This is a genomic window from Pseudarthrobacter sp. MM222, from assembly GCF_947090775.1.
GTDB lineage: Bacteria > Actinomycetota > Actinomycetes > Actinomycetales > Micrococcaceae > Arthrobacter.
The window spans coordinates 21,592-46,056 of record NZ_OX352321.1 but is presented as its reverse complement, the minus strand read 5'-3'; the positions used below and the strand labels follow the sequence as shown (position 1 = coordinate 46,056).

Annotated in this window: 21 protein-coding genes and 1 tRNA gene; 10 read left to right on the top strand and 12 right to left on the bottom strand. The window is 65.8% G+C overall.

The features are described 5' to 3' along the window. Positions 1-8 precede the first annotated feature (8 nt). Positions 9-392, bottom strand: a complete 384-nt coding sequence (locus tag OM977_RS00215; protein ID WP_264355565.1) for a VOC family protein — start codon at positions 390-392, stop codon at positions 9-11. A gap of 134 nt (positions 393-526) precedes the next feature. Between OM977_RS00215 and OM977_RS00210 the strand changes: the two genes are divergently transcribed. Both OM977_RS00210 and OM977_RS00205 read left to right on the top strand, forming a co-directional pair. Beyond that, positions 527-1,162: a hypothetical protein gene (locus OM977_RS00210; protein ID WP_264355564.1), complete on the top strand. Its 636-nt coding sequence runs from the start codon at positions 527-529 to the stop codon at positions 1,160-1,162. Continuing rightward, positions 1,159-1,797, top strand: coding sequence for an NADPH-dependent F420 reductase (locus OM977_RS00205; RefSeq protein WP_264355563.1), 639 nt, complete (start codon positions 1,159-1,161; stop codon positions 1,795-1,797). The genes OM977_RS00210 and OM977_RS00205 overlap by 4 nt, the downstream gene beginning before the upstream one ends. A 52-nt stretch (positions 1,798-1,849) precedes the next feature. Here the strand turns inward: OM977_RS00205 and OM977_RS00200 are convergent, their stop codons facing one another. The 3 genes from OM977_RS00200 to OM977_RS00190 all read right to left on the bottom strand — a co-directional run bounded on the left by OM977_RS00200 (position 1,850) and on the right by OM977_RS00190 (position 5,609). Beyond that, complete coding sequence (locus tag OM977_RS00200; RefSeq protein WP_264355562.1) at positions 1,850-2,332, bottom strand: pyridoxamine 5'-phosphate oxidase family protein; 483 nt, start codon at positions 2,330-2,332, stop codon at positions 1,850-1,852. A 154-nt stretch (positions 2,333-2,486) separates the two neighbouring features. After that, on the bottom strand, positions 2,487-4,013 hold the full coding sequence (locus OM977_RS00195) for an APC family permease (RefSeq protein WP_264355561.1): 1,527 nt from the start codon (positions 4,011-4,013) through the stop codon (positions 2,487-2,489). Between the two features lie 132 nt (positions 4,014-4,145). Further along, positions 4,146-5,609, bottom strand: a complete 1,464-nt coding sequence (locus OM977_RS00190) for a flavin monoamine oxidase family protein (protein ID WP_264355560.1) — start codon at positions 5,607-5,609, stop codon at positions 4,146-4,148. 190 nt (positions 5,610-5,799) lie between these two features. Between OM977_RS00190 and OM977_RS00185 the strand changes: the two genes are divergently transcribed. Continuing rightward, positions 5,800-6,489, top strand: a complete 690-nt coding sequence (locus OM977_RS00185; protein WP_264355559.1) for a TetR/AcrR family transcriptional regulator — start codon at positions 5,800-5,802, stop codon at positions 6,487-6,489. A gap of 70 nt (positions 6,490-6,559) precedes the next feature. Here OM977_RS00185 and OM977_RS00180 read toward each other — a convergent pair whose 3' ends face one another. From OM977_RS00180 to OM977_RS00150, 7 genes are all read right to left on the bottom strand, one after another. After that, positions 6,560-7,336, bottom strand: a complete 777-nt coding sequence (locus tag OM977_RS00180; RefSeq protein WP_264355558.1) for an SDR family NAD(P)-dependent oxidoreductase — start codon at positions 7,334-7,336, stop codon at positions 6,560-6,562. A 27-nt stretch (positions 7,337-7,363) separates the two neighbouring features. After that, positions 7,364-8,743: an MFS transporter gene (locus OM977_RS00175; RefSeq protein ID WP_264355557.1), complete on the bottom strand. Its 1,380-nt coding sequence runs from the start codon at positions 8,741-8,743 to the stop codon at positions 7,364-7,366. A gap of 133 nt (positions 8,744-8,876) precedes the next feature. Further along, entirely contained in the window at positions 8,877-9,845 is a 969-nt protein-coding gene (locus OM977_RS00170) for a 3-hydroxyacyl-CoA dehydrogenase family protein (protein WP_264355556.1), read from the bottom strand. Positions 9,846-9,862: 17 nt separating this feature from the next. Continuing rightward, on the bottom strand, positions 9,863-10,330 hold the full coding sequence (locus OM977_RS00165) for a ribose-5-phosphate isomerase (RefSeq protein WP_264355555.1): 468 nt from the start codon (positions 10,328-10,330) through the stop codon (positions 9,863-9,865). Then, entirely contained in the window at positions 10,323-12,107 is a 1,785-nt protein-coding gene (gene dhaL, locus OM977_RS00160; RefSeq protein ID WP_264355554.1) for a dihydroxyacetone kinase subunit DhaL, read from the bottom strand. The genes OM977_RS00165 and dhaL overlap by 8 nt, the downstream gene beginning before the upstream one ends. A gap of 76 nt (positions 12,108-12,183) precedes the next feature. Further along, on the bottom strand, positions 12,184-13,188 hold the full coding sequence (locus OM977_RS00155; RefSeq protein WP_264355553.1) for a sugar phosphate isomerase/epimerase family protein: 1,005 nt from the start codon (positions 13,186-13,188) through the stop codon (positions 12,184-12,186). A 317-nt stretch (positions 13,189-13,505) separates the two neighbouring features. Further along, positions 13,506-13,588 (bottom strand) — tRNA-Leu (locus tag OM977_RS00150). Between the two features lie 420 nt (positions 13,589-14,008). On the opposite strand from OM977_RS00150, the gene OM977_RS00145 reads away from it, so the two are divergent. From OM977_RS00145 to pknB, 7 genes are read left to right on the top strand one after another with little or no spacing between them, the layout of a single operon-like run. Beyond that, entirely contained in the window at positions 14,009-14,758 is a 750-nt protein-coding gene (locus OM977_RS00145; protein ID WP_264355552.1) for an FhaA domain-containing protein, read from the top strand. Then, positions 14,755-15,237: an FHA domain-containing protein FhaB/FipA gene (locus tag OM977_RS00140; RefSeq protein WP_264355551.1), complete on the top strand. Its 483-nt coding sequence runs from the start codon at positions 14,755-14,757 to the stop codon at positions 15,235-15,237. The genes OM977_RS00145 and OM977_RS00140 overlap by 4 nt, the downstream gene beginning before the upstream one ends. 2 nt (positions 15,238-15,239) lie before the next feature. After that, positions 15,240-16,988 carry a PP2C family protein-serine/threonine phosphatase gene (locus tag OM977_RS00135; RefSeq protein WP_264355550.1) on the top strand — a complete coding sequence of 583 codons (1,749 nt, stop codon included), beginning with the start codon at positions 15,240-15,242 and terminating at the stop codon, positions 16,986-16,988. Then, positions 16,985-18,436: an FtsW/RodA/SpoVE family cell cycle protein gene (locus OM977_RS00130; RefSeq protein WP_264355549.1), complete on the top strand. Its 1,452-nt coding sequence runs from the start codon at positions 16,985-16,987 to the stop codon at positions 18,434-18,436. The genes OM977_RS00135 and OM977_RS00130 overlap by 4 nt, the downstream gene beginning before the upstream one ends. After that, positions 18,433-19,890 carry a peptidoglycan D,D-transpeptidase FtsI family protein gene (locus tag OM977_RS00125; protein WP_264355548.1) on the top strand — a complete coding sequence of 486 codons (1,458 nt, stop codon included), beginning with the start codon at positions 18,433-18,435 and terminating at the stop codon, positions 19,888-19,890. The genes OM977_RS00130 and OM977_RS00125 overlap by 4 nt, the downstream gene beginning before the upstream one ends. Beyond that, positions 19,887-21,716: a protein kinase domain-containing protein gene (locus OM977_RS00120; RefSeq protein ID WP_264355547.1), complete on the top strand. Its 1,830-nt coding sequence runs from the start codon at positions 19,887-19,889 to the stop codon at positions 21,714-21,716. The genes OM977_RS00125 and OM977_RS00120 overlap by 4 nt, the downstream gene beginning before the upstream one ends. Positions 21,717-21,722: 6 nt before the next feature. Beyond that, positions 21,723-23,672 (top strand): Stk1 family PASTA domain-containing Ser/Thr kinase, encoded by a 1,950-nt coding sequence (pknB, locus tag OM977_RS00115; protein WP_270103055.1) that lies wholly within the window; start codon positions 21,723-21,725, stop codon positions 23,670-23,672. Between the two features lie 74 nt (positions 23,673-23,746). On the opposite strand, the gene OM977_RS00110 is transcribed toward pknB, so the two are convergent. Beyond that, positions 23,747-24,388 (bottom strand): aminodeoxychorismate/anthranilate synthase component II, encoded by a 642-nt coding sequence (locus OM977_RS00110; protein WP_264355545.1) that lies wholly within the window; start codon positions 24,386-24,388, stop codon positions 23,747-23,749. Between the last annotated feature and the right edge of the window lie 77 nt (positions 24,389-24,465).

The window sequence follows — 24,465 nt, the reverse complement described above, 5'->3', positions numbered from 1 at the left end:
GGACCTGCTTAGTCCTGGTGCAGTTGGACGAAGTTGCCGCAGCCGTCGTCCATCACTACGGACGTGCCCCCTGGCCCCTCGCTCGGTTCGCCCTGGAAGATCACGCCCTTTGCGCTGAGCCGCTTGTGCTCGGCCCTGACATCGGGAACACCAAAGACGATCGCGGGAATCCCGGCGTCGTGGAGGCCGTTCATGTAGGCCGCGCCGATCGGGTTGTCGCTGGGTTCCAGCAGCAGACCTGCCGACCCGCTCCCGGTACCGGGCGGATCCTTGACGATGTAGAGGTTGTGCTCGGGCAGGGCCATCAGGCTCTCAAAACCGAGGATCCCCGTGTAAAACTCGTGGGCGGCCGCGGGATCCTTGACGTGGATACTGCACATTTTCAGTCGCATGGGCCCAAGGCTACGCCGCGGCCGGCACTAGTGTGAAGCCGCCCTGTCGGCCCATTGACGGCCCGCCCGCCAGGGATTCCAATTGAATCAGCGGAATGCGCCCGCCCCGGGCAGCTTCCCTGGAGGTGTTTGGAATGCCGGCTCTCTTTGAATCCGCCCCCCTCGCGCTCTGGCAACTGCTTGGGCTGGCAATCCTCGTGGTTGGGACGGTTGCAGGCTCCGTGTATCTGGCACGTAAGCATCTGGCGTCCGACGCCGGGCTGCCGGACGCGGTGTTCTGGGACAGTTTCGCCGGGCTCGCGGTCGTCGTGCCGGCCGTAGTGGTGCCGTCCCTGGTTTCGCCGTGGGCCGGGCTGATGCTTGGGCTTCTCGCCGCGGGCACTGCCGGGGCGGCCTACCGATGGACTCCGCATCTGTTCAGCTGGCAGGATGCCCGCCGTTTGTCCCGGGAAACACTGGCATCAAATGAGGCGGCGGCCTCACGGCACCGCGAGGCCCTGGCCCGGTGGCGCCGTTATGAACTGGATCCCGGATACTGCATCGACTACCCCGCCATGAGTGATCCGGCCCGGCCGGAGACGGCGGCCCTGATCCGGGCAATGAAGGCAGCCGAGCAGCTCCGCGGCGGGTCCGAGGCCGGCTACGTCCCCGCCGTCGACCGGCTGGAGCGCGCCCTGGCCGAGGCGGAGCGTGCGGCCGGAGCAGCCGCAGTGTCCAGCCCTGATATTACCCAGCGGGCTCCGCGCATTTCAGCGGAGGGGTCACGATGACTGACATCACCATTATTGGCGGCGGCAACATGGCACGCGCCCTCGGGACCCGCGCCGTGGCCTCCGGACGTGCGGTCCAAGTTCTGGACCGCACGCCGGAGAACGCCGCCAAGCTCGCTGCTGAACTTGGCGGCGGCACTACCTCCGGCGGACTAAATGAAGTGCCAGCCGGAGATCTCGTGGTTCTGGCCCTGTACTTCGGGCCAGCCAAGGAGGTGGCCACCCATTACGGTGACACTCTCAGCGGTAAGACCGTGATTGAGATCAGCAACCCGGTCAATGCGGAGACATTTGACTCACTCCAGGTTCCCGCCGGGTCTTCCGCAGCCGAGGAGATCGCCGCCCTGCTGCCGGGCGCCTTCGTGGTGAAGGCCTTCAACACCACGTTCGCGGGACCGCTGACGGCGGGCACTGCCGGCGGCCTGCCGCTGGATGTCTTCATCGCTTCCGATTCTGCGAGGGCCCGAAGTGAGGTCGCGGCCTTTGCCGCAGCGGCGGGTCTGCGGCCGCTCCAGGTCGGAGGGCTCCACCACGCCAGGGAGCTCGAAGGCCTCCAGTTGCTCGTGATGGGACTCCAACTCAACCCCGAGTACGAGACTTTCAACTGGACCACGTCCTTGAAGGTCATCGACTGATCCACCCTCCAGTGAGCCTTTGGCCGTCCGGGGCTATCCGTCAGGGTCGGGCCTAGAGTTCGACGGTGCCGCTCTCGCCCACACTCATCCTGCTGTGCGTGACCTTCGACTTGATCCATTGCAGCACCGTTGCCGCGGTTCCGCCCGGGCTGGTCCAGTACTCGGCGGAGTCCGAGTCGACGTGGAGCAGGACAACTTCCGGGGTGTCGGGTCCGTCGGGGAACCAGGCTTCCACCACCTGGTTCCACATGTCGTGGATGAGTTGTCGGTCGGTGACGACTTCGGCGGTTCCGGCCACGGAGACCCATTCGGTGCGCTGACCGAAGGAGACGTTCACAGCCGGGTTGGCCCGAATGTGGGCCACCTGCGACGTGTTCGCCGATGTAAAGAACCACATGTCGCCGTCGTCCTTGACGTCCTGGACGGCCAGCGGCCGGCTGACGAGTGCGCCTTCTTCGTTGATGGTGGTGAACATTCCGATATGCGAATCGTTGATGATGTCCGTTACTTTGCTGATGCGTTCGGCGTCCGACATGCTGTCACCTCGTTCTCATTCCAACGGAGGAAGGTCCCCCTCCTGCCAGCCTATTGGTAAGTGTGCTTAGTTTCCAGTGCACAGTCACCCGGGCTGCCGGGAGGAGGACCTTGTTCGGCCCGCGAACGGTTCCGAAACGGCGGGCACGCCGCGCTCAGTTTCCCTTCGGGAGGACCTGCCCTTTGAAGAATTCCGGCCGGATCCTGGACATCACCAGCATGAGCACAACGCCCAGCAGGATGACGCCCATGCCAAGGACGAAGACGAGACCAAGGCCGCCGACGGATGATCCGGAGCCGTACTCCGGGTCCATCGAGTCATAGGCGGTCTTGAAGAACATCACCAGCAGGATGATGCCGCCCAGCAACGGTGCGAGGAACTTGAAGAAAAACGCCCGCGCCCCGCTGAACGCCTCGGCCCGGAAGAACCAGACGCAGGCCAGCGCCGTAATGCCGTAGTAGAAGCAGATCATCATGCCCAGGGCGGTAATGGTGTCCCAGAGTGCATTTTCCGAGGTGGTCCTGGTGATCACGTAGAACGCCGCGGCGGCTACGGCGGCTGCGATCGTGGCGTAGCTTGGGGACTTGTGTTTGGGGCTGACCCTGCCGAACTTGGGCGGCAGGGCACTGTAGTGGCCCATGGCGAGCAGCGTCCGGGCCGGAGACACAAAGGTGGACTGCAGTGAAGCGGCCGAGCTGCTGAGGATGGCCAGGGACATCAGGATGGCGAAGGGTCCCATCACCGGGCCGGCGAGGACGGCGAAGATGCTGCCCTGGTTCTCTGGGTTTCCGGCTCCCAGCCCTTCTTCACCGATGCCGGCGAAGGCCAGGGTGGAGAGTGCGACGGTCATGTAGATGACCACAATGACCAGCACCGTGACGGTGGCCGCGCGGCCCGGCGTCTTCTCGGGGTTCCGGGTTTCTTCGTTCATGGTCAGCGTGACGTCCCATCCCCAATAAATGAAGATGGAAAGCGAGACGCCGGCCGCGAAAGCCGAGAAGGAGCCGACCGCGAACGGATTGAACCAGTCCGGCGAGATCGCGGTGGCGTCGAAGGCCGTGCCGTTGGCGACGTGGCTGAAGGCCGCCACGGCAAACCACCCGAGCACCAGGAGCTGGAACGCCACCAGCACGTATTGCACGCCCTTGGTGGTCTCCATGCCACGGTAGGAAACCCAGCAGGCCAGCGCAATGAACACCAGCGTCGTGGCGATATTCAGCGGGAGGTTGGTGGACAAGTCGGCCAGTTCCGGATTCCCGAACAGCTGCGCCAGCATGAGGTAGAAGAAGTCCACCGCGACGGCCGCGAGGTTGGACAGCACGATGATGGTCGCAGCGATCAGTCCCCAGCCTCCCATCCAGCCGATCCACGGACCGAAGGCCCGGGAGGCCCAGGTGAAGGAGGTGCCGGCGTCGGGCATGGCGTTGTTCAGTTCGCGGTAGCCAAAGGCGACCAGCAGCATGGGGATGAAGCCGACGAGGAAGATCGCCGGAAGCTGGACCCCAACCTCGGAGACGGTGGGACCCAGGGCGGCGGTCAGCGTGTAGGCCGGAGCGATGCAGGACACCCCGATGACGACGGCGCCAATCAGCCCCACCGATCCGGCCTTGAGTCCCTTGGCGCTCAGTCCTTTGCGCTCTTCGTGGTGCGACGTCGGGGACGTTGCGTGGTCGGTGGTCATTTCTGTGCCTCTCCGCAGGTTAGTTCGACGCTGGATGTTCGACGCTGAATGGGTGGGTGCTTCAGTTCATAGCCGCCGGCTACAACGATCGGGGCACCGGCAGGACGCGCAGGAAGCGGGGCCGCCGGAAGCCTAGGGGGTGACGGACGAACGGTCCGCCGCGTTGACGATCCGGGCCGCGGTCTGGCGTCCCATCCGCACCGCGCCGTCGACATGCTGGTAGCCCTCGGCGGCAAGGTCGGAGGAGGACCAATAGATCGGCCCAACGGGGGCGTGCTGGTCCTTTCCGTAGCGGTGCAGGCCGCCCAGATCGTAGCTCGCGGCATAGGCGCCGCGGGTCCATTCCTCGGAGCCCCAGTCAGATTCGTAGTAGACCTCGGGCTCGAGGGCCTTCGGGCCGAGGAAGCCGCCGATCGATTCGAGGATGGCGCGACGGCGGTCCGCCGCGCTGAGCTCGAACACGGCGTCGGCCTTTTCGTCCGAGATGAAGCCGACCAGGGTGCCCCGCGGGTCCTCGTGGTTGGTGTTGTCATAAACCTCCTGGACCAGGGCGCCGGCACCAAAGCAGGTTCCGGACAGGCCGTCCTCCCGCCAGAACGGTGCACCGTAGACAGCGTGGACCTTGATGACCAGTCCAAGCGACTGGTGCTGGTGCATCTGGTGCTGGCGGCGCGGCAGCGGCGGATTGAAGGAGACCCGGGAGTAGAGGTTCGGCGGGACGGCCATGATGACGAACCGGGCGTGCACGGTGGCGCGTTCGGAAACGGCAGTCACCCGGTATCCTGCGTCGTTCCCGGCGGCATCTGCGGCGCTGTCGCCGGCGCCGTTTTCTCCTGTGCCGTTTTCTCCTGTGCCGCTTTCTCCTGCGGAGGTCTCCCAGTGGATCGTGCGTACCGGGCTGCCGAGGACGACGTCGTCGCCCAGTTCCGCGGCCATCAGCTGGGAAACCTGCTGCATGCCGCCGACGACGCGCTTGTCGAGGATGAAGTCTTCGTCCGTGAGGTGCGTGAACGACCCCGCGGACGCCGCCATCAACACGGCCTGCAGCGCCGAGAAGGCATGGGCCGGTTTGGTCAGCATGCCGCCGGCAATGAAGAGGCCGATGTTGTTGCAGGCTTCCTCATCGGATGAGTTCTGCCGGAGCCAGTGGTAGAAGGAAATGGTGTCCAGCTCGCGCGCCTTCGGGTGCGCCCAGGGCTCCGTGGGCCCGATTTCCGCGGCGAGGGCATCCAGCAGGACGGTGAGCTTGTCCATTTCCGCTGCGGTGGTTTCGCTGACAGGGAAGGTGTCCCCCGCGTACAGTGTGCGCTTGCCGTCAGCGCCGATGTAGACGGACTGGCCTTCGCGGTAGCGGGAGTATGTCTGCAGCCCCAGCTCGTCGAGCAGTCCGAGCAGTTCGGTCTGGTCCGGGGAAACCCACTGGCCGCCGATCTCGAGCATGGCGCCGTCAACGGTATCGGTCCAGGTCCGTCCGCCGACGCGGTCCCGCGCCTCCAGGACGGCCACGCTCAGGCCGGCCTTTTTCAGTTCCCGGGCTGCGGTGAGCCCGGTGGGGCCGGCTCCGACGATGACTACGTCGCGGTCAATTTCCAGCATGATGTCCTCTCTACGGCCGCTACAGTGATGCGGCCCACTAAATGAATGGCATTCATTTAGACATGACTATAGACCTTCGAGGGCGCGCGCGGAAGAGGGCGGCGGGAAGAAGTTCCCGCTGGAGGAAATGTGCCGGGAAGGAAGGCACAATGGAGTCACCCCTGCACACCGCCAGCAGAAAGGCCCAGGAATGCCGGCAGCCACGAGCGCCACCGCGGACCCCCAACGCCCCGAGGCCAAACCTCGCCGCCGGGTGGGGAGGCCGGCCGCCGCCGTACTGGACCAGGACGGGATCACCTCGGCGGCCCTCCAGCTCATCCGGAAGAGCGGCTACGACGGTTTCACCATGGCCGCCCTCGCCCGGACGCTGAATGTCGCGCCATCCGCGCTCTATAACCACGTCTCATCCAAGCGGGACGTGCTGGTCCTCGTCCAGGACCACCTGACCTCGTTCGTGGATGTCTCCGCCTTCGAGGCCGAGCCCTGGGACCGGGCCGTGCGGGACTGGGCCTGGAGTTACCGGGACGTGTTCTCCAAGCACACGCCCCTGATCCCCGTCATCGCAGTGTTGCCCGTGACCGATGCGCCCAAGACGCTGGCCATGTACGAAGCCGTCAGCGCCGGCTTCAGCCGCGCGGGTTTCCCGCCCGAGCGCATTGTCTCGGCGATTGTGGCGCTGGAATCCTTTATCTTCGGATCAGCCTATGACGTCACGGCACCGGCAGACATCTTCGATTCGGGCAGCATGGCAGCGTCGACGCCGAACTTCACGGCCGCGGTCGACCGCCTAGCGGAGCAGCGCTTTGAACGACCGGCCGATGTTGCCTTCAGCTTGGGACTCGAGGCGCTGATCGCCGGTTTCGACGCACTTCGGACTTAACGGTCGCAACACTTAGCGGGCGCCGGAGGGCGTTCCGGGGCTGACCGGAAAGTCGAGCAACTGACCGGCGTCAGGAAATCTGCAGTCCCCCGTTGATGTCGTACGTGGCGCCTGTGATGAAGCCGGCGTCCTCGCCCAGCAGGAACACCATCAGCGCGGCGATGTCCCGCACGGTTCCCACCCGGCCCACCAGGATGTCGGCTGACATGGCCGCCTTGCGCTCATCCGTCAGCGTTCCACCCATGATGTCCGTGTCCACGGGACCCGGAGCCACACAGTTGACGGTGATTCCGTGCTGGCCCATTTCCCGGGCCAATGCCCGGGTGAAGCCGATGATGGCAGCCTTCGAGGCGCTATAGGCCACCTTGGAGTATGTGCCGCCCCCGCGCTGGGCGGAGATCGACGAGACGCTCACGATCCTGCCGAGCTTCCGCTCGATCATGCCCCGGAGCACGCGCTGGGTGACCAGGAACGTGCCGGTCATGTTGATTTTGAACACCCGCTCCCATGCCTCGAGCGTCTCGTCCATGAACTCCGTGGGTGAGCTGATCCCCGCCAGGTTGGCCAGGCCAACGATCGGCGGCAGCGCGGATTCGACCTCGTCTATGGCGGCGTTGACGGTTGCCTGGTCGGACACGTCAGAGCCTACCCCAATCGCCTGAACCCCGTAAATGTCAGTGATTTCCTCGGCGGCCTTCCGTGCCGCGTCGCCGTCGATATCCAAAATCGCCACCGCCCAGCCCTGGCTGGCAAGCATCTCCGCCGTCGCCCTTCCGATGCCGCGCGGAGAAGCGGCGCCGGTCAGCACCGCCGACCGCTCAATCGGGAACGCTTCTGAAGGAGTCATGTCCGTTGGCCTCCCGTTGCCTGATTGTCAGTTCCTGATGTCGAACTCGTCGGCAGCTACAGCTTCCTCTCCGACCGCAGCTGGCGTACCCGGCTTCACATGTCCCTCCGGGCGGTGGCGTGCGTAGAGGAAGGTGGCGACGGCCGTTACGGCGAGGCAGGCGGCGAGGAACACGAGGCCGGACCGGTTGTCTCCGGTGGCGTCGTTAAACAGCCCCACGGCGTAGGGAGCCACGAACCCGCCCAGATTACCGAGCGAATTCACCATGGCGAGCCCGGCTGCCGCGGCAGCGCCCACCAGGGCCGTCGAGGGCATGGCCAGGAATGGCGCAATGGCGGAGTAAATACCCATGGCCGCCAGCGTCAGGGCCATCAGCGCCAAGACCGCGTTGACCTGTACCAGGTAACCGGCCGCCAAAAGGCCAACGGCGGCCATGACCATGCTGATGCTCGCATGCATGACACGGTTACCGGTGCGGTCGGAGCGACGGCCCCAGAAGTACACAAAGACAGCCGCGATCGTGTACGGAATGGCCACGATGAAGCCGACCTGCGTGGTGGTGAACTTGCCCAGTGCGGCGACGATAGTCGGCATCCACAGGCCGAGGCCGTAGATGCCGCAGACCAGCCCGAAGTACAACGCCGAGTAGGCGATGGTCCGCGGGTCCTTGAGTCCTGCGAGGAAGTGGTGGGGCTGGCCCTTCTGCTTGTGGGCAAGCTCCTCGTCCATGGTCTTGGTCAGCCATTCACGCTCATCGTCCGCCAGGAAGTGTGCGTGGCTGGGGCGGTCGGTCATCAGGAACGGGGTCAGTATTCCGAGGAGGATGGCCGGTATGCCTTCAATGATGTAGAGCCATTGCCAGCCTTGCAGGCCCATGATGCCGTCCATCTGCAGCAGCAGACCCGAGACCGGGGCACCCAGTGCATTGGAGATAGGCTGCGCAAGGATGAAGATGCCCAACACCGTGACGCGCTGCGCGGCAGGGAACCACAGCGTCAGATAGAACAGGATGGCCGGAAAGAACCCCGCCTCGGCCGCACCCAGCAGGAACCGGATGATGTAGAACGTGGTCTCGCCGTTCACCAGCGCCATGGCCGTTGCAAAGATGCCCCACGAGATGAGGATCCGGGCGATCCATTTGCGGGCACCGAACTTGTACATCCCGCCGTTGCTTGGGATTTCCAGTAGTGCGTAGCCGAGGAAGAAGATGCCGGCGCCGAGGCCATAGGCCGAAGCACTCAGGCCGATGTCCTCGCTCATGGTCAGCTTTGCGAAGCCGACATTGTTCCGGTCCAGATACGCAATGAAGTAGAGCAGGACTATCAGGGGCATAAGGCGGTTGCGCACCTTGCGCAGTGTCCGCTGGCCCAGCTCGTCGAGTTGATTGGCAGGATTCATGGAAGTCATCGTGCACCTCGCTGTGAGTAACGAGCCCGCCGGGTTCCGCAGCGGAACAGTTCAGGTTTACCACCCAGAAACGCAATAGTCACGATGTTTGACGGCTTCAGTACTGTCAGGCAGCACCTCCAATTAAGGCGGTTCAGTTGATGGGGGCGGGGCCGAGCTCGTTGAGGAGCTTCTGCATGGCCACGTAGGCCTTGTTGCGGTAGGCGATGAGCTCGGGGGTGCGTTCGGCGGGGACGTTGAGGAAGCCGGCTCCGGTCTTGGTGCCCAGCTTGCCGGCCTGGACCAGGTCGCTGAGGATTTTCGGGGTGGCGAAGCGTTCCGGGAAGTCGGTCTGCAGGGACTTGTAGCAGAAGTTGTAGACGTCCAGGCCGGCCATGTCGGCGATCGCGAACGGCCCGAAGAACGGCAGCCGGAAGCCGAAGGTGGTGCGGACCAGGGTGTCGACGTCCTCCGCGGTCGCGATTTCCTGTTCCACCAGTTGGGCGGCCTCGTGGAAGAGGGCGTACTGGAGCCGGTTGAGCACGAAGCCGGTGACGTCCTTGACGACGGCGGTCTGCTTGTTGGCCGCGTGCACGAGGTCGCGGACGGCGCCGACCGTGGCCGCCGAGGTGCCGGCGTGGGGAATGATCTCGACGCCCGGGATGAAGGGCGAGGGGTTGGAGAAGTGCACGCCGAGGAACCGTTCCGGGTTGGTCACCGGCTCGGACAGGTCGGCGATGGAGATGGTGGAGGTGTTGGAGCCGATGATGGCGTCGGGACGGGCGGCGGCGCTGATCCGGGCCAGTGTCTCGTGCTTGATGGCGATGACCTCGGGGACGGCTTCCTCGATGAAGTCGGCGTCCGCGACGGCTTCCTCGATGTTTTTGGCCGCCCAGAGGTTTTGCCGCAAAATCTGGGTGGCACCTTCCGGGAACAGCCCGTCGGCGACGAAATGATCGGATTCCGTGAGGAGACGCTCATAGTTCTTCTGGGCTACTTCGGCGGACACGTCCGCGAGTGCGACCCGGGCCCCGCCGAGTGCCAGGACCTGGGCGATGCCGCCGCCCATGTAACCGGAGCCGACGACGGCGATCTTGCCCGCAGTGTTGGGGGTTTCCGTCATGGTTACTCAGCCTCCGTTCAATCGGCTTCGTAGGAGTGGATGGCGTCCACCTTGGCGGCGGAGGAGGAGTTTTCGTCGAAGCGGTGGCTGAGCCATTCGCCGACGAGCTTCTTGGCCAGTTCCAGGCCGATGACGCGCTGGCCCATGGTGAGGACCTGGGCGTTGTTGCTCAGGACCGAGCGTTCCACGGAGTAGCTGTCGTGCGCGGTGACGGCCCGGATGCCGGGGACCTTGTTGGCCGCGATGGCCACGCCGAGCCCTGTGCCGCAGATCAGGAGCGCCCGGTCCGCGTCGCCCTCGGCGACCTTCCGGGCGGCGTTGACTGCCAGGTGGGGGTAGGCGGTGGAGTCGTTGGCGCCGACGCCGATGTCCACTACGGAGGCGACGCGGGGGTCGGCTTCGAGCAGGGCTTTCAGGGCGTTCTTGTATTCGACGCCTGCTTCATCGTTGCCGATGACAATGCGCCAACCTTCGGGGTTAGTCATTTTGTGCTCCCTGTCCGGCCGCTTGGGCCTTGTCTGATGTGGCCGGTTCTGGCCGAGCCAGCTCAGCCTTGATGTGTTGGGCGATCCGTTCGCTGATCAGTGCGAAGGAGACAGCGCCGGGGTCGGGGTGTCCGAGGCTCTTTTCCGCGAGGGGACGGGCGCGGCCTTTGAGCGGGCGGAGATCGGCCGTCCGGTCCGCGGCTGTCTGCGCGGCGGCAGCCGCGGCGGCGAGCGAGTCAGCCACTGAGGTGCCGGCGTCGAGCTCGTTGAGGAAGGTTTCCCGGAACGGCAGGAGGGCATCCACCATGGTCTTGTCCCCGGCTTCGGCCTTGCCGAGCTCGGTGATCGCGTCGACGAACGCGGTGGCGGCGGCGGCGGCGTCCCCGCCGGAGTAGCTGTCGCGGTTGCCCAGCGCGAGGCCGGCGGCGATGACCGCCGAGCCCCAGAGCGCGCCGGAGGTACCGCCGGCGCGTTCGCTCCAGGCTTCCCCGGCTGCGGTCAGGACCCGCGACGGCGACGCGCCGCCTTCCTGTTCCAGCGCGTGCCGGGCGGCGGCGACTGCCGCGTCCACGCCGCGGCGCATCCCGATCCCGTGGTCCCCGTCCCCGGCGATCGCGTCCAGGTTGCCGAGTTCCTCCTCATGCTCAATGATCACGTGCTGCACCTGGCCGAGCAGGTCGGCCGCCAGCCGGCCGACGGCGGCCGCCGCTGCGGTGGTGTGTTCAAGCTCCTCGGCGGCGGCCTCGTCGGGGCCGGTGAGTTCGCGGCGGGCCCGGGGGGCGAGGTTGCCCTTGCGGAACGCCGGGGTGTCGGCCGGGGCGGCCCAGTACTGCTCGAGTTCCGCATCGAGCCAGAGCAGGGTCAGGGAGAGCCCGGACATGTCCAGGCTGGTGACCAGCTCCCCGCATTCGGGCTCCACCACGGTCAGACCGGCGGCGTCGAGGAGCTTTTCGATCTTGCCGAAGAGCAGGAACAGTTCGTCGTACTTGACCGTGCCCAGGCCGTTGACGATCGCCACGACGCGGGTGCCGGCGTCCTCCGGCTTGTCCTCGAGCAGCCGGCTGACCAGAAGGGCGGCGAGTTCGGAGGCGGTCGGCATCGGGTGTTCGGAGATGCCCGGTTCGCCGTGGATGCCCAGGCCCAGCGACATCTGCCCGGCCGGGACGGTAAACAGCGGCGCGTCCGCGCCCGGCAGGGTGCAGCCGCCGAACGCCACGCCCAGGGAGCGGGTGCGGTGGTTGGTTTTGACGGCGAGCCGTTCGACGTCGTCCAGGCTGAGCCCGGCCTCGGCGGCGGCGCCGGCGATCTTGAAGACCGTCAGGTCCCCGGCGATGCCGCGGCGCTTCCCGATCTGCTCCGCCGGGGCGGAGGCGATGTCGTCGGTGACCAGCACCGTGCGGGTCTCGATGCCCTCGGCGTTCAGGCGCAGCTGGGCCTGGCCGAAGTGCAGCACGTCCCCGGCGTAGTTTCCGTAGCTCAGCAGCACCCCGCCGCCGGCGTTGGCGGCCTTCGCCACCCGGTAGACCTGCCCGGCCGCGGGCGAGGCGAACATGTTCCCGCACGCCGAGCCCGCGGCCAGGCCCGGCCCGACCAGGCCGGCGAAGGCCGGGTAATGCCCGGAGCCGCCGCCGACCACCAGGGCCACCTGCCCGGCCGGGACCTCGGTGGAGCGGACCACGCCGCCGTCCACCCGGGCCACATAGCCGTGGTTGGCCGCCACGAAGCCGTCCAAAGCCTCATCCGCGAAATCAGCGGGATTGTCGAAGATCTGGGTCATGGTTCCTCATTGAATCCGTGTTGAAATCGTCGCTTTCGGGTGGGTCCGGGCCCGGTGCACTTGGGGCGCCGTCGGTTCAGGAGCTGGCCGGTCCGGTGCTGGTGGGCTGCTGCCGGCCCTGCGCAACTTTGCTCGTCCCCAGGGCGTAGCCATCCGTCTTAGGGAGAACGTGGCGGCGCAGGTAGTCCTGGTTGCTGGCCGTCACGGACAGGCCGTCGCCGCCGTAGTGTTCGGTGCAGATGATGCCCTGATAACCGGCTGCGATGGCTACCTTGAATGCCTCGCGGTAGTTGATCAGGCCGCTTTCCATCGGGGCCGGCATGGCAACGTAGCTGTTCCGGGCCACGTCTTCGTCGCGGATGTAGTTCTTGACGTGCCAGTAGTTCGAATACGGCAAGGTCTTGGCCATCATTTCGCGCCAGTCCTCGATCGGTCGGTGCAGCCGGACGAGGTTTCCGATGTCCGGGTTGAGGCCGACGTTGGCCAGGCCGATGTCCTGGACCAGCTGGACGGACTGGTCCGCGGTGCCGAGGTAGGTGTCCTCGTACATTTCGAGCGAGAGCAGCACGCCCACTTCGGCCGCGTGCTGGCCGAGTTCGCGCAGGCGTGTGACGGCCTTGCCCCAGGTTTCCTTGTCCCCCACCGGGTCCTTGTGGCCTTCAACCGTCCAGAACCAGAGGTGCTTCTGCTGCTCGGCGGTGATGGCCTGGTGCAGTCCGAACGAGACCACCTCGCAGCCCAGTTCGGCCGCGGCGTCGATGGTGCGGTGGCTGTAGGTTAGGTTGGCTTCCCAGTTTCCTTCCTCGATGACGCTGCGCCGGATCGCGGAGATGACGGGAATGCCGATGCCCACGTTGTCGGCGGTCTGCTTGAACTCGGCGAGCCGGGCGGCGCTCAGGTCGCCGGGGCGGACCCAGCTGTCCGTGAGGTCGGCGTCGGAAAAGCCGGCTTCCTTGACCTCGGTGAGGACCTCGGCCCACGCGGAGGCGTCGGCGTCGTTAATAGGGGTGCCCTGGGCGTCGGTTCCCGGGAACTGCAGCAAAGCAGCGGTGATGGGCCAGTTTTCAGCTGTGTAAGCCATGGGTACTTCACTCCTTCGTGAATCCTGTTCCGATAATCACCGTCCCGGCAGAAGGCTGTCAGGTCCACAAGGGCTATCCTCGGACACTCAAAAACCTATCGGGACTGTTGACGCTTTGGAAGAGGTCACTGCCTCAGCGCGGTGCAAACGGGCAAGGACTTCGCGGACAGGCGTGACGACACATAGCCATCGGGGGCTGCACCGTCGACGCCGACGCCGACGGCGGCGCTCGGGTTCGCATCCGCTCCGGGCAGAGCTTCCCCGGGCACACAAAAAAGAACCCCGGGAAATCATCGATTTCCCGGGGTTCTAGTGCGTGCGCGAGGGGGGATTTGAACCCCCACGCCCTTTCGGACACTGGCACCTGAAGCCAGCGCGTCTGCCGTTCCGCCACTCGCGCGCAACTTCTTCTACCCGGATAGCGACCCGTTTTGCGGACCGCCAACCTCGTAAAAGCAGCGAGATCAAGCATAACGGACAACCGCGGAAAAACACCAATCGAGCTGCCGCGGCACCGTACAGCCGCAGATTCCGGGGCCTGGCGGCCAGCCCGGATCGCTCCGGGAACGGCTGCTTACTGCCTCTTGGGACCCGCCCCGCGGCGGTTCAACCCGTCTCCGCCAGGGAGGCATCACCCCATGTCAGCGCCGAGCGGCCAGAATTTTTCGGCAGGTGGTGGCGGCGTCCGTTAAGGCCATTCCCAGACTCGCCCAGTAGTATCTGATGTAGGAGTGCCCATCCACGGTGGGCTTCTGCAAATGTTGGAAACCGAGTTCCGGAACGAACACTGCCCCGCAGTCGTCAGGAAAGGAGAAGGACCATGGGATTGCTGGACAAAGTCGAGCGCGGCATCGAAAAGGCCGTCCGCGGAGTCTTCTCCACCGGTTCTCGCGCCCAGGTTGAGCCCGTCGAGATCGCCAGCCACCTCCGCCGCGAAGTCGACAACAAGGCCCTCACCATCGCAGCGGGACGCACCCTTGCCCCCAACGTTTTCGACGTCCTTCTAAGCGACGACGACTTCCAGCGGGCCCAGGAATGGGGCACCCCGCTCGCAGAAGAGCTGTGCGACGTCGTCATCAATCACGTCCGCAGCCAGGGCTACACCCTGCAGGGGCCGGTCCGCATCAGCTTCCGACGCGACGAAGAACGCCGTGCCGGGGATTTTGAGATCAAGTCGCGGACCGAGAAGGCCTCTGCCCCCACTGCTCCAGCGCAGCCCGCAAGCTACGGCGCCATGCCTGCCGCGCCGACGCGCCAGCCCTCGCGGCTCCAGCCGGTGCTGGACATCGACGGTCAGCGGTACTCGCTCAATGCAGCATCCGTTGTGCTCGGGCGGTCCTCCGAGGCTGACATCCTTATCGATGACACAGGAGTTTCCCGCCGGCATCTGGAAGTCCGGACCGGGCCGGGTACGGCACAGGCCGTCGACCTCGGTTCCACCAATGGCAGCTACGTCAACGGCCACAAGATCGTGGGGAGCTCGGAGCTCACGGACGGCTCCACCATTATGATGGGACGGACAAAAATCACCTTCCGCCTTCTGCCCGCCAATCCAGGCGGCCGCCCGTGAGTGAACTGACAATTACCGCCCTTCGCTTCGGGTTTCTGTTGCTCCTTTGGGTCCTAATCTTCAGCATCGTCGCCGCTATGCGCCGTGACCTGATGATCGGACGCAAGGCAGCGGCGGGCGCACCCACCGCCCGGCAGGTACGTAAGAACCCCGCCCTGGCCGAGCCAGCCCCCGCCCCTGTGAAACAGCAGGCCCGCCAGTTGGTCGTGACCGAGGGTCCGCTCAAGGGAACTACCATCCCCCTGGCGGCGAGTCCCATCCTGCTCGGTCGCGCACAGGAAGCCACGCTCGTGCTGGAGGACGACTACGCGTCCGGCCGGCATGCGCGCTTGTTCCCGCAGGGCAGCCGCTGGTTCATCGAGGACCTGGGCTCCACCAACGGCACGTATCTGGCAGACCAGCAGCTGACCCGGGCCCTCCCCGTGGAGCTCGGTGTCCCCGTGAGAATCGGCAAGACGGTCATCGAATTGAGGCCGTAGCCATGGCTGCCCCCGACATTCCCGCAGACAGGGCCGACGGCAAAGCAACAGCCCCGAAGCGGCCGCTCATCATGCGTTACGCCGCGCGTTCGGACGTCGGCCGCGTGCGCGCCAAGAATGATGACTCCGCCTATGTGGGGCGGCACCTCGCCGTGGTCGCGGACGGCATGGGCGGCCACGCCGGGGGTGACGTCGCGTCCGCGGCCACCGTGCTGGACATGATCCACCTCGATCACGACAACTACGAGGGCGACGCCGGAACGGTGCTCGCCGACGAGATCCAGACCGCGAACTCGCTGCTGTCGGAGCTCGTCCACATCAATCCCAAGCTCGCCGGCATGGGCACCACAGTCACGGCACTGCTCCTCGCCGAGGGCAAACTCCATTTCGCCCACATTGGCGATTCCCGTGCTTACCGTTTGCGGAACGGTGAATACGAACAAGTCAGCGTGGACCACACTTTCGTCCAGCGCCTCATCGATGAAGGCCGGCTGCGTCCCGAAGAGGCGGAAACCCACCCGCATAAGAACGTCCTCATGCGCGTCCTGGGGGACGTCGACGCGAGCCCGGAGTTGGACCTCGCCACCCTCGACGTTGAACCGGGTGAGCGCTGGCTGCTGTGTTCTGACGGCCTGAACTACGTGGCCGGACACGTCGTGGAACGCACGGTCCGGGAAACCAAGGATCTGCGCGAATGCGTCGAAGAGCTCGTTGATCTCACGCTCGAGGCAGGATCGCCGGACAATGTCACCGTTGTCATGGTGGACATCGCCGAAAGGACGCCCGACGACGTCCGGACCGCCGCCGTCGAAATCGTCTCGACGCCCGTGGCTGATGCAGTCGCTGCGACCGTCGCCGCCGCCGCGCCGCAGGCCGGCAGCACCTACGGTGCGGCCGGTATTTCCGGATTCCAGAATCGGGAGGCCGGAAAGCCCACGAATTCCGCAGTCCCCCCTCGCGAATCGGATGCCGAAGCTGGCCCTGGCGGGAAATCCACAGATTCATCGGACGCCGGCGGTGGCAACGCGGCCGACAAGCCAAATGATCCGGCTGCGGACGGCATTGAGCCCGAACCCACTACCGACCCCCACCTCGGCGAGCACCTCTCTGCCGAAGTGCTGCGCGAGGAACTCTCCACCCGTCCGCACGAACTCGTCGGGGCAGCCGCTTCCGCCGCGGAGTCAGGGTCCATTCCGACCATTGCCGGACGCACCGTGGCGCGCCGGGCGGCGACTGTCCTGACGCACAAGTCCGAACAGGCCCGCGAGGACGCCGAGGAATACCGGACCGTCCCCCGACCGCGGCGCTGGCTGACTGTCTCCATCGCCGCTGCCATCGTGGCCGTGCTTACCGTCGGGCTCTGGCTCGGCTACGCCTGGACCCAGACGCGGTATTACATCGGCGAACACGACCAGCATGTCGCCATCTACAACGGGGTTTCCCAACGCCTGGGCCCCATCCAGCTTTCCACGCTCGAAGCGGTGACCGATATCCGGATGTCAGACCTGCCCGAATTCTCCCAACAGCGCGTGCGCCAGACGGTGCCCGCGCGCGACCTCTACGATGCGCAGCGAATCGTGAAGAACCTGGAGCTCACCGGCACTACCTCCCCGGCGGACGAGTGCCTCACGCCCTCCCCGTCAGCTCCAGCCAGCGCAGCCGCGACCCCCAGCCCGGATGCCAGCGCCACAGCCCAGCCCAGCGCTACGCCCACCCCCACGACAACGCCGACATGCGAGGCGGGCGAATGACACAGATCGAATCGACGCCCAAGCCGCGGCGCAACGTGGAACTCGTCCTGCTGATCCTCGCCCTTGCCGTGGGGATTGGAGCCAACGCCCTCGTCGGCGTGGACCGGGAAAAGGCCTTCGACACGGACTTCTGGTTCCAGTCCGGCCTTCTGACTGCGGCGGCGCTGGCATTCCACCTGGTCCTTCGGATCCGGGCCAAGTATGCCGACCCGGTAATACTTCCCCTGGTGGTGGCCCTCAACGGTTTGGGCTTGGCCATGATCCACCGCCTGGACCGGGTCGGGGAAGACACCGGCAACAACCAGCTGCGCTGGACCCTCGTGGCCATGGCAGTGGCAATCGCCGTCATCTGGTTCCTCAAGGACCACCGGATCCTCCGCCGCTTCACGTTCATTTCCCTGGCCGTCAGCGCCGGGCTGCTGATCCTGCCCCTGGTTCCCGGCATCAGTGCCGGCGAAATCCTGGGTGCACGAGTCTGGATCAGGATCGGCTCGATGACGTTCCAGCCCGGCGAGATCGCCAAGATCACGCTGGCAATATTCTTCGCGGGGTACCTTTCCTCTAACCGGGACCTCATCCTGCTGGCCGGGCGCAAGATCGGACCCCTGCAGTTCCCGCGCTTCAAGGACATGGGCCCCATGATCGCCGCGTGGCTCGTGAGCATCGGCGTGCTCATCTTCCAGCGAGATCTCGGTTCCTCGATCCTGTTCTTCGGCCTGTTCCTTGTCATGATCTATGTGGCAACGAGCCGGATCAGTTGGGTGATCATTGGCGTAGTCCTCATCTCCGCCGGCGGCTTCGTGGCCTCCCGGGTCTTTTCCCACGTGGCCCTCCGGATCGACGGCTGGCTCAACGCCTTCACCGATGAGGTCTATGGCCGCGAGTTCGGCGGCAGCCTGCAGATTGTCGAAGGGCTGTTCGGCATGGCCAACGGCGGGCTCGTCGGCACCGGACTCGGCCAGGGGCGGCCGAATCTTGTTCCCTTCGCGAACAGCGACATGATCATCGCCTCGTTCGGCGAGGAACTGGGATTGATCGGGCTCTTCGCCATCGTCCTGATGTATCTGTTGCTGTTCACCCGAGGATTCCGCGCCGCGCTCGGCACCCGGGACGCATTCGGGAAGCTGCTGGCATGCGGCCTTTCCTTCGCGATCGCGCTGCAGTGCTTCGTAGTAATCGGCGGCGTTACCAGGTTGATTCCGCTAACCGGACTCACCACGCCGTTCCTCGCCGCCGGCGGTTCCTCGCTGCTCGCCAACTGGATCATCGTGGGCCTGCTGCTGATGATTTCGCACACCGCGCGCGGCCCGGTGGACACCACGCCGCTGCCGCCCGGCCAGGAACCGGGAGCCCGGAAGGACGTCCCCGCAATGCCTTTGAAGCCCACCGCGGCCCCCGGCGCCCGCACGAGTCCCGACGCACCTACCGAGGCGGTGAAGCAGCTGTGAACCAGGCCATTCGTAATGCGTGGATCGCCGCCATCGCCATGTTCGCCCTGATCTTCGGGGCGCTCAGCTATGTGCAGGTTGTCGGTGCCGACGAGCTCAAAGCCAACGCTTGGAATAAACGCACCCTCTTGCAGAATTACTGCAACGACCGTGGTGCGATCATCGTCGGCGGCGCCCCGGTGGCCGAGTCCGTCCCTGCCACAGAGAGCTGCAAGTTCCAGCGCACCTACACCCAGCCGGAGCTGTACGCCGGAATCACGGGGTATTTCTCGAGGAGCTACGGCGTGACCGGCCTGGAGAAGACGCTGAATGAAACGCTGGCAGGCAGTTCGGACCAGCAATTCCTGGACCGGATCGGCCAGCTGTTTCTCGGCAACCAGCCCAAGGGCGCCTCGGTGGAGCTCACCCTGGATCCGGAGATCCAGAAACTCGCCTACGACCTCATTCCCGATGGCCAGCGCGGCTCGATCGTGGTGACCAACCCGAAGACCGGCGCCATCCTCGCCATGGTTTCCAAGCCGTCCTATGATCCGAATCTGATCGCCACCCAGGATCCGGTCGCCGAGCAGGCCAACTTCAACGAACTCAACAAGCTCCCCGGAATCAACCTCAACCAAAGCGTCAGCGGGCCCACCGGCGCTTTGCTCGCCCCGGGATCTGTCTTCAAGCTCGTTGACACCGCCGCCGCCCTGAGCTCAGGCAAGTACAACAAGGACAGCGAACTGCCCAACCCGGCGGAAATGCCCTTCCCCGGCATCCAGTACAAGCTCCCCAATTACGCCGGCGGCAACTGCTACACCCGCGACACGGCGTCGTTCGCGTTCGCCCTGCAGCAGTCCTGCAACACACCCTTCGCCAGGATTGCGCTGGATCTGGGGCAGAACGCCATCGCTGACCAGGCGGAGAAGTTCGGCTTCGGTCAGGGCTTTGGCGAACAGCTGAAGCTGGACTCCGCCCCGAGCCTCTTTCCGAGCGAGCCGCTGGACGAGGCCGGGCTCGCGCAGTCGGCGATCGGCCAGCGGGACGTCCGGGCTACGCCGCTTCAGATCAACCTGATGACGGCGGCAATCGCCAACGGCGGAGTCCAGATGCAGCCGAACCTGATCAAGGCGGTACGTTCACCGGACCTGCGGGTGCTCGACGAGCCCAAGCCCGAGGCGCTGAGGACGTCCACGACGCCGGAGATTTCGCGCCAGATTACCGAATGGATGACCAGCGTCGTAAGCGAAGGTATCGGCCGCGGAGCCGCTGTCCAGGGCGTCCAGGTGGCCGGCAAGACCGGTACCGCGGAGCTGGGCACCGGGTTGAACAATTCATGGTTTACCGGGTTCGCCCCGGCGAATGACCCGCAAGTGGCTGTCACCATCGTCATGCAAGGCGTGGACATCACCACCGGAGCAAAGCTAACCAGTCCGAACGCGAAGAAGATCTTTGAGGCGGTGTTGAATAAGTGAGGCCTACATCGGGAATCACCCTCGGCGGCAGATTCCAGCTGACCACGCGCATTGCGATTGGCGGCATGGGAGAAGTCTGGAAAGCCAAAGACCTGATCCTTGGCCGCATTGTCGCCATCAAGGTGCTGAAGGAGGAGTACACCGGGGACCCGGGCTTCCTCCAGCGGTTCCGCGCTGAGGCACGCCACACCGCGCTACTGAACCATGTCGGAATCGCCAACGTCTTTGATTACGGCGAAGAGGAAGGTTCTGCCTATCTCGTAATGGAGCTCGTGCCCGGCCAGCCGCTGAGCAGCATCATCGAACACGAGCAGGTGCTCTCCCCGGACCGCACACTTTCTATGATCGCCCAGACCGCCCGCGCCCTCTCGGTCGCCCATGCGCAGGGGCTCGTGCACCGCGACATCAAGCCGGGCAACCTGCTCATCATGCCGGATGGACGGGTCAAGGTCACCGACTTCGGCATTGCCCGCCTGGCCGACCAGGTTCCCCTGACGCAGACCGGACAGGTGATGGGCACCGCCCAGTACCTGGCTCCCGAGCAGGCCACCGGCCAGACCGCGACCGGCGCCTCGGACATCTACTCGCTCGGCGTGATCGGTTACGAATGCCTCACGGGGCACCGTCCGTTCTCCGGTGAGTCGCAGATCGCCATCGCCCTCGCGCAGGTCAACGACGCACCCCCGCCGTTGCCTGAGACGCTTCCCAAGCCGGTCCGGGCCCTGCTGATGTCGATGCTCGCCAAGGACCCGAAGAACAGGCCGGCCGACGCCATCAAGCTGTCCGACGCCGCCGAAGCCATCCGCAACGGCGACATTGCCGCCGCCCACGCCGCGGTCCCGGGCATGCTGCTGTTCGAGGCAGCCACCGGGCCCATCACGGCACCGGTGGACGTCCCTACGGCGGCGACCAACGTCATCGGTGCCAGTCCCGCGGAGGACCGGACGACGTCGGCAACCTCTGCGCTGCCGGTGGTCGGTGCGGCCGGGGCGGGTGCCGCCGCCGGGCTGGCAGCCGGCGCCGCCGCCGCCAGCGCCTACGGTGCGCGGAACACGCTTTCCCGTGCCGACGCCCTGGCGGCCGAACGGCAGTGGGTCCAGGAGGACGATGACTACGACGAGCCCGTCGATGAGCCGGCACGCCGCGGCCGGAGCCCGTGGACGTGGCCGCTGATCGCCTTGATCCTGCTGGTGCTCTTTGCCCTCGTCGGCGTCATCCTCACCCAGGCGGGCATCCTGTTCCCGACGCAGGCGCCCTCAAGCAGCAACGCCGTGGTCACCAGTTCCAGCCCCACCAGTTCAAGTCCCACCACCGCGCCCACCTCGCAAAGCCCGAGCCCCACCACCAGCTCGGCGACGCCCACCCAGTCCACTCCGGCGGCGATCAACCTGCTCCCGGACGCCTACCGTGGCAGGCAGTACAACGAGGTGCGCAACGAACTCAACGGCCGGGGACTGCAAGTCACCGGCGTCGAGGTCTTCAACGCCGCAGCCCCCGGAACGGTCATCGACATCGATCCTTCCGGACCGGTTGAACCGGGCTCCACCATCACCGTGAGCTACTCCAAGGGGCCGGAGATGGTCTCGGTGCCCGCTATCCCCTCAGGCGCTTCGGAAGCAGAAGTACAGCAGGCCATCGAGGGGGCCGGCCTCCGCTGGGTCAAGGGCGCGAACGTCAAACCAAGCAACAAAAATGAGGACCCGGGCACGTTTGTCAGCTCGGAGCCTGCCCAGGGGCAGAAGGTGGCAGCCGGGTCCGTGGTGACCTATCATCTAGCGACAGAAGTGGCCGCCACCTCGTCGCCAACCCCTTCGAAGCGACCGTAGGCCACCGTGTCCACTTCACCCCGCACCCCGTCGCACAGGGAGGACCGCGGACCCGTGAACACACAGCGCGTCCTCAGTGGGCGCTACGAGCTGGGTGAACTGATCGGTCGCGGAGGCATGGCCGACGTGTTCCGAGGCATGGACACAAGGCTGGGCCGCACAGTTGCCGTCAAGCTGCTGCGGCCCGACCTGGCCCGGGACCCCCAGTTCCAGGCCAGGTTCAAGCGCGAGGCGCAGGCCGTCGCCGCGCTGAACCACCCTGCGATCGTCGCTGTCTATGACACCGGCGACCATGCGGTGCCCGGTGATCACGACGACAGTGTGCGCGTCCCGTATATCGTCATGGAGTTCGTTTCCGGAAAGACCATCCGGGACCTGGTCAGGGCCAAGGAAGTCAGCATCGACCAAGCCATCGACTTCACCCTCGGCGTCCTGTCAGCCCTCGACTACAGCCACAAGGCCGGAATCGTGCACCGGGACATCAAGCCGGCCAACGTGATGTTCTGCCCCGATTCCAACGGCATCAAAGTCATGGACTTCGGCATCGCACGGGCCATGGCGGACTCCTCGGCAACCATGACGCAGACTCAGGCGGTGGTGGGCACGGCGCAGTACCTTTCGCCTGAGCAGGCCCGCGGCGAAACCGTCGATGCCCGCAGCGACCTGTACTCCGCCGGCTGCCTGTTGTACGAGATGCTGACCGGCCGGCCGCCCTTCGTCGGCGACAGCCCTGTTTCCGTTGCCTACCAGCATGTGCGCGAGATCCCGGAACTGGCCAGCAGCCTGAACCCGGAAATTTCAGATGCCCTGGACAGCGTGCTGATGAAGGCTCTCCAGAAAAACCGCGCGGACCGTTTCCAGGATGCCGCCGCGTTCCGCCGCGCCCTCCGGGCGGCGCGCAACGGGGTGGGAGTGGTCCCGCTAGCAGCCAGTGAGGCTCCGACAGATCCGAACGACACGGTACCTACACCCGACAACACTCCGACGGCGGCCTTCCCGATGACGGGTGCCAGATTCCTCGATGACGTGCCCGGCGGCAGGCTGCGCCCCAGCCAGGGCATCCCCGGTCAGCAGGATGCCCTGACGGCCCAGGCCGCCGACACCTACGGCTCCACCGACACGGGCAGCCTTCCCCTGGTCCTGCCGGTCGAACGCGAACACACCATCCGGCAGAAGTCCCGCCGTCGAACCTGGATCGCCACCCTGATGGTCCTAACCGTTCTGGTGCTGTCGGGCGGCGGGCTATGGCTTTTCAACATCATGAACCAGGCACCGCCTCCGGTGGTCAGGGTCGATGTGCCCTCCGTGGCCTCCCTGACAGAATCCGAGGCGCTCCAAAAGCTTTATGACGCGGGCCTCAAACCCCGCATCAGCCGGATCCAGCACGAAATCGTTGCCAAGGGCACCGCCATTGGTACGGTGCCGACGTCGGGCACGTCCCTGGAACCCAATGCGGAGATCACCCTCAACATCTCCGACGGCCCAAGCGCCGTGGCCATCCCTGCGGACCTGCCCGGCCGTACCGAGGCGGCCGCCCGGGATGTACTGCGCCAGAAGGGCCTGGTGGGTGCTCCGACCACCATTATGAATAACAGTCCCACCGTGCCCGCCGGCATCGTCATCACCACGAAGCCCGCTCCCGGCCAGCCCGTCGCGGTGGGTAGCACGGTCGAACTCGTTGTATCCACCGGCAAGGTCGCCACGCCACAGCTCATTGGGCTGCCGCTGGCCGAAGCTGACGCTGCCGCGAAGGCCCTCGGACTGACGCTCAGCGTGACGGAGGTGGAGAACTCGCAGGTCGAGCCGGGGAAGGTCACGGCGCAGGGTGACGCGCCGGAGGCATTGGTCGAACAAGGCAAGGTCATCGCTGTCACCGTAGCCAAGGCTCCGCCGCCCCCGCCCCCGCCGGCACCTTCACCGAGCCCCACCCCGACCACCACGAAGAGTCCGAAGTAGGGCCGGACCGCCGCGCGGGGACAGTCCCCCCGTAGCGCGGCCCGGCCGGTTCCGCCGGGGGGATCAGCGGGGCATCAGTGCTTGATGAGCGGGCTCAGTGCCGCCGCGCGCTGGGCCGCGCCCGCCATGCCCAGGATCTCCAACCAGTTGCCAAGCATCTGGTAGCCGCCCTCGGTGAGTACCGACTCCGGATGGAACTGGACACCGCACAGGGGGGCGTCGCGATGTTGCAGCCCCATGACGACGCCGGTGGCGGTCTCCGCGGTAATCTCCAGAACCTCCGGGATGCTCCCGCGAACGGCGGCCAGCGAGTGGTAGCGGGTCGCGGTGAACGGGGAAGGGATACCGGCGAACACGCTGGATCCGTGATGCTCCACGAGCGAAGTCTTGCCGTGCATTAACTCCGGCGCGTGAGTTACCGTGCCGCCGTAGGCCTCGGCCAGCGCCTGGTGTCCCAGGCATACGCCCAACATCGGCTTGCTGCGGCTGCCGCACCACTTAATCAGCTCAATGCACACGCCGGCATCCGCAGGGGCTCCCGGCCCCGGAGAGATGAGGACGCCGTCGCGCGCTTCCGCCATCTCAATGGCCTCGGCAAGGGTCACATCGTCATTGCGGACGACTGTCGTCTCCGCGCCGAGCTCCTGGAGGTACCCCACCAGGGTGTAAACAAAGCTGTCATAGTTGTCGACGACGAGGATCTTCGTTGTGCTCATGGGTGACTTGCCGAACCAATCGTTGAATCAGTGAACTGGGTGAATTGTGCCATCCAGGGAAAAAGGAACTGAACCAT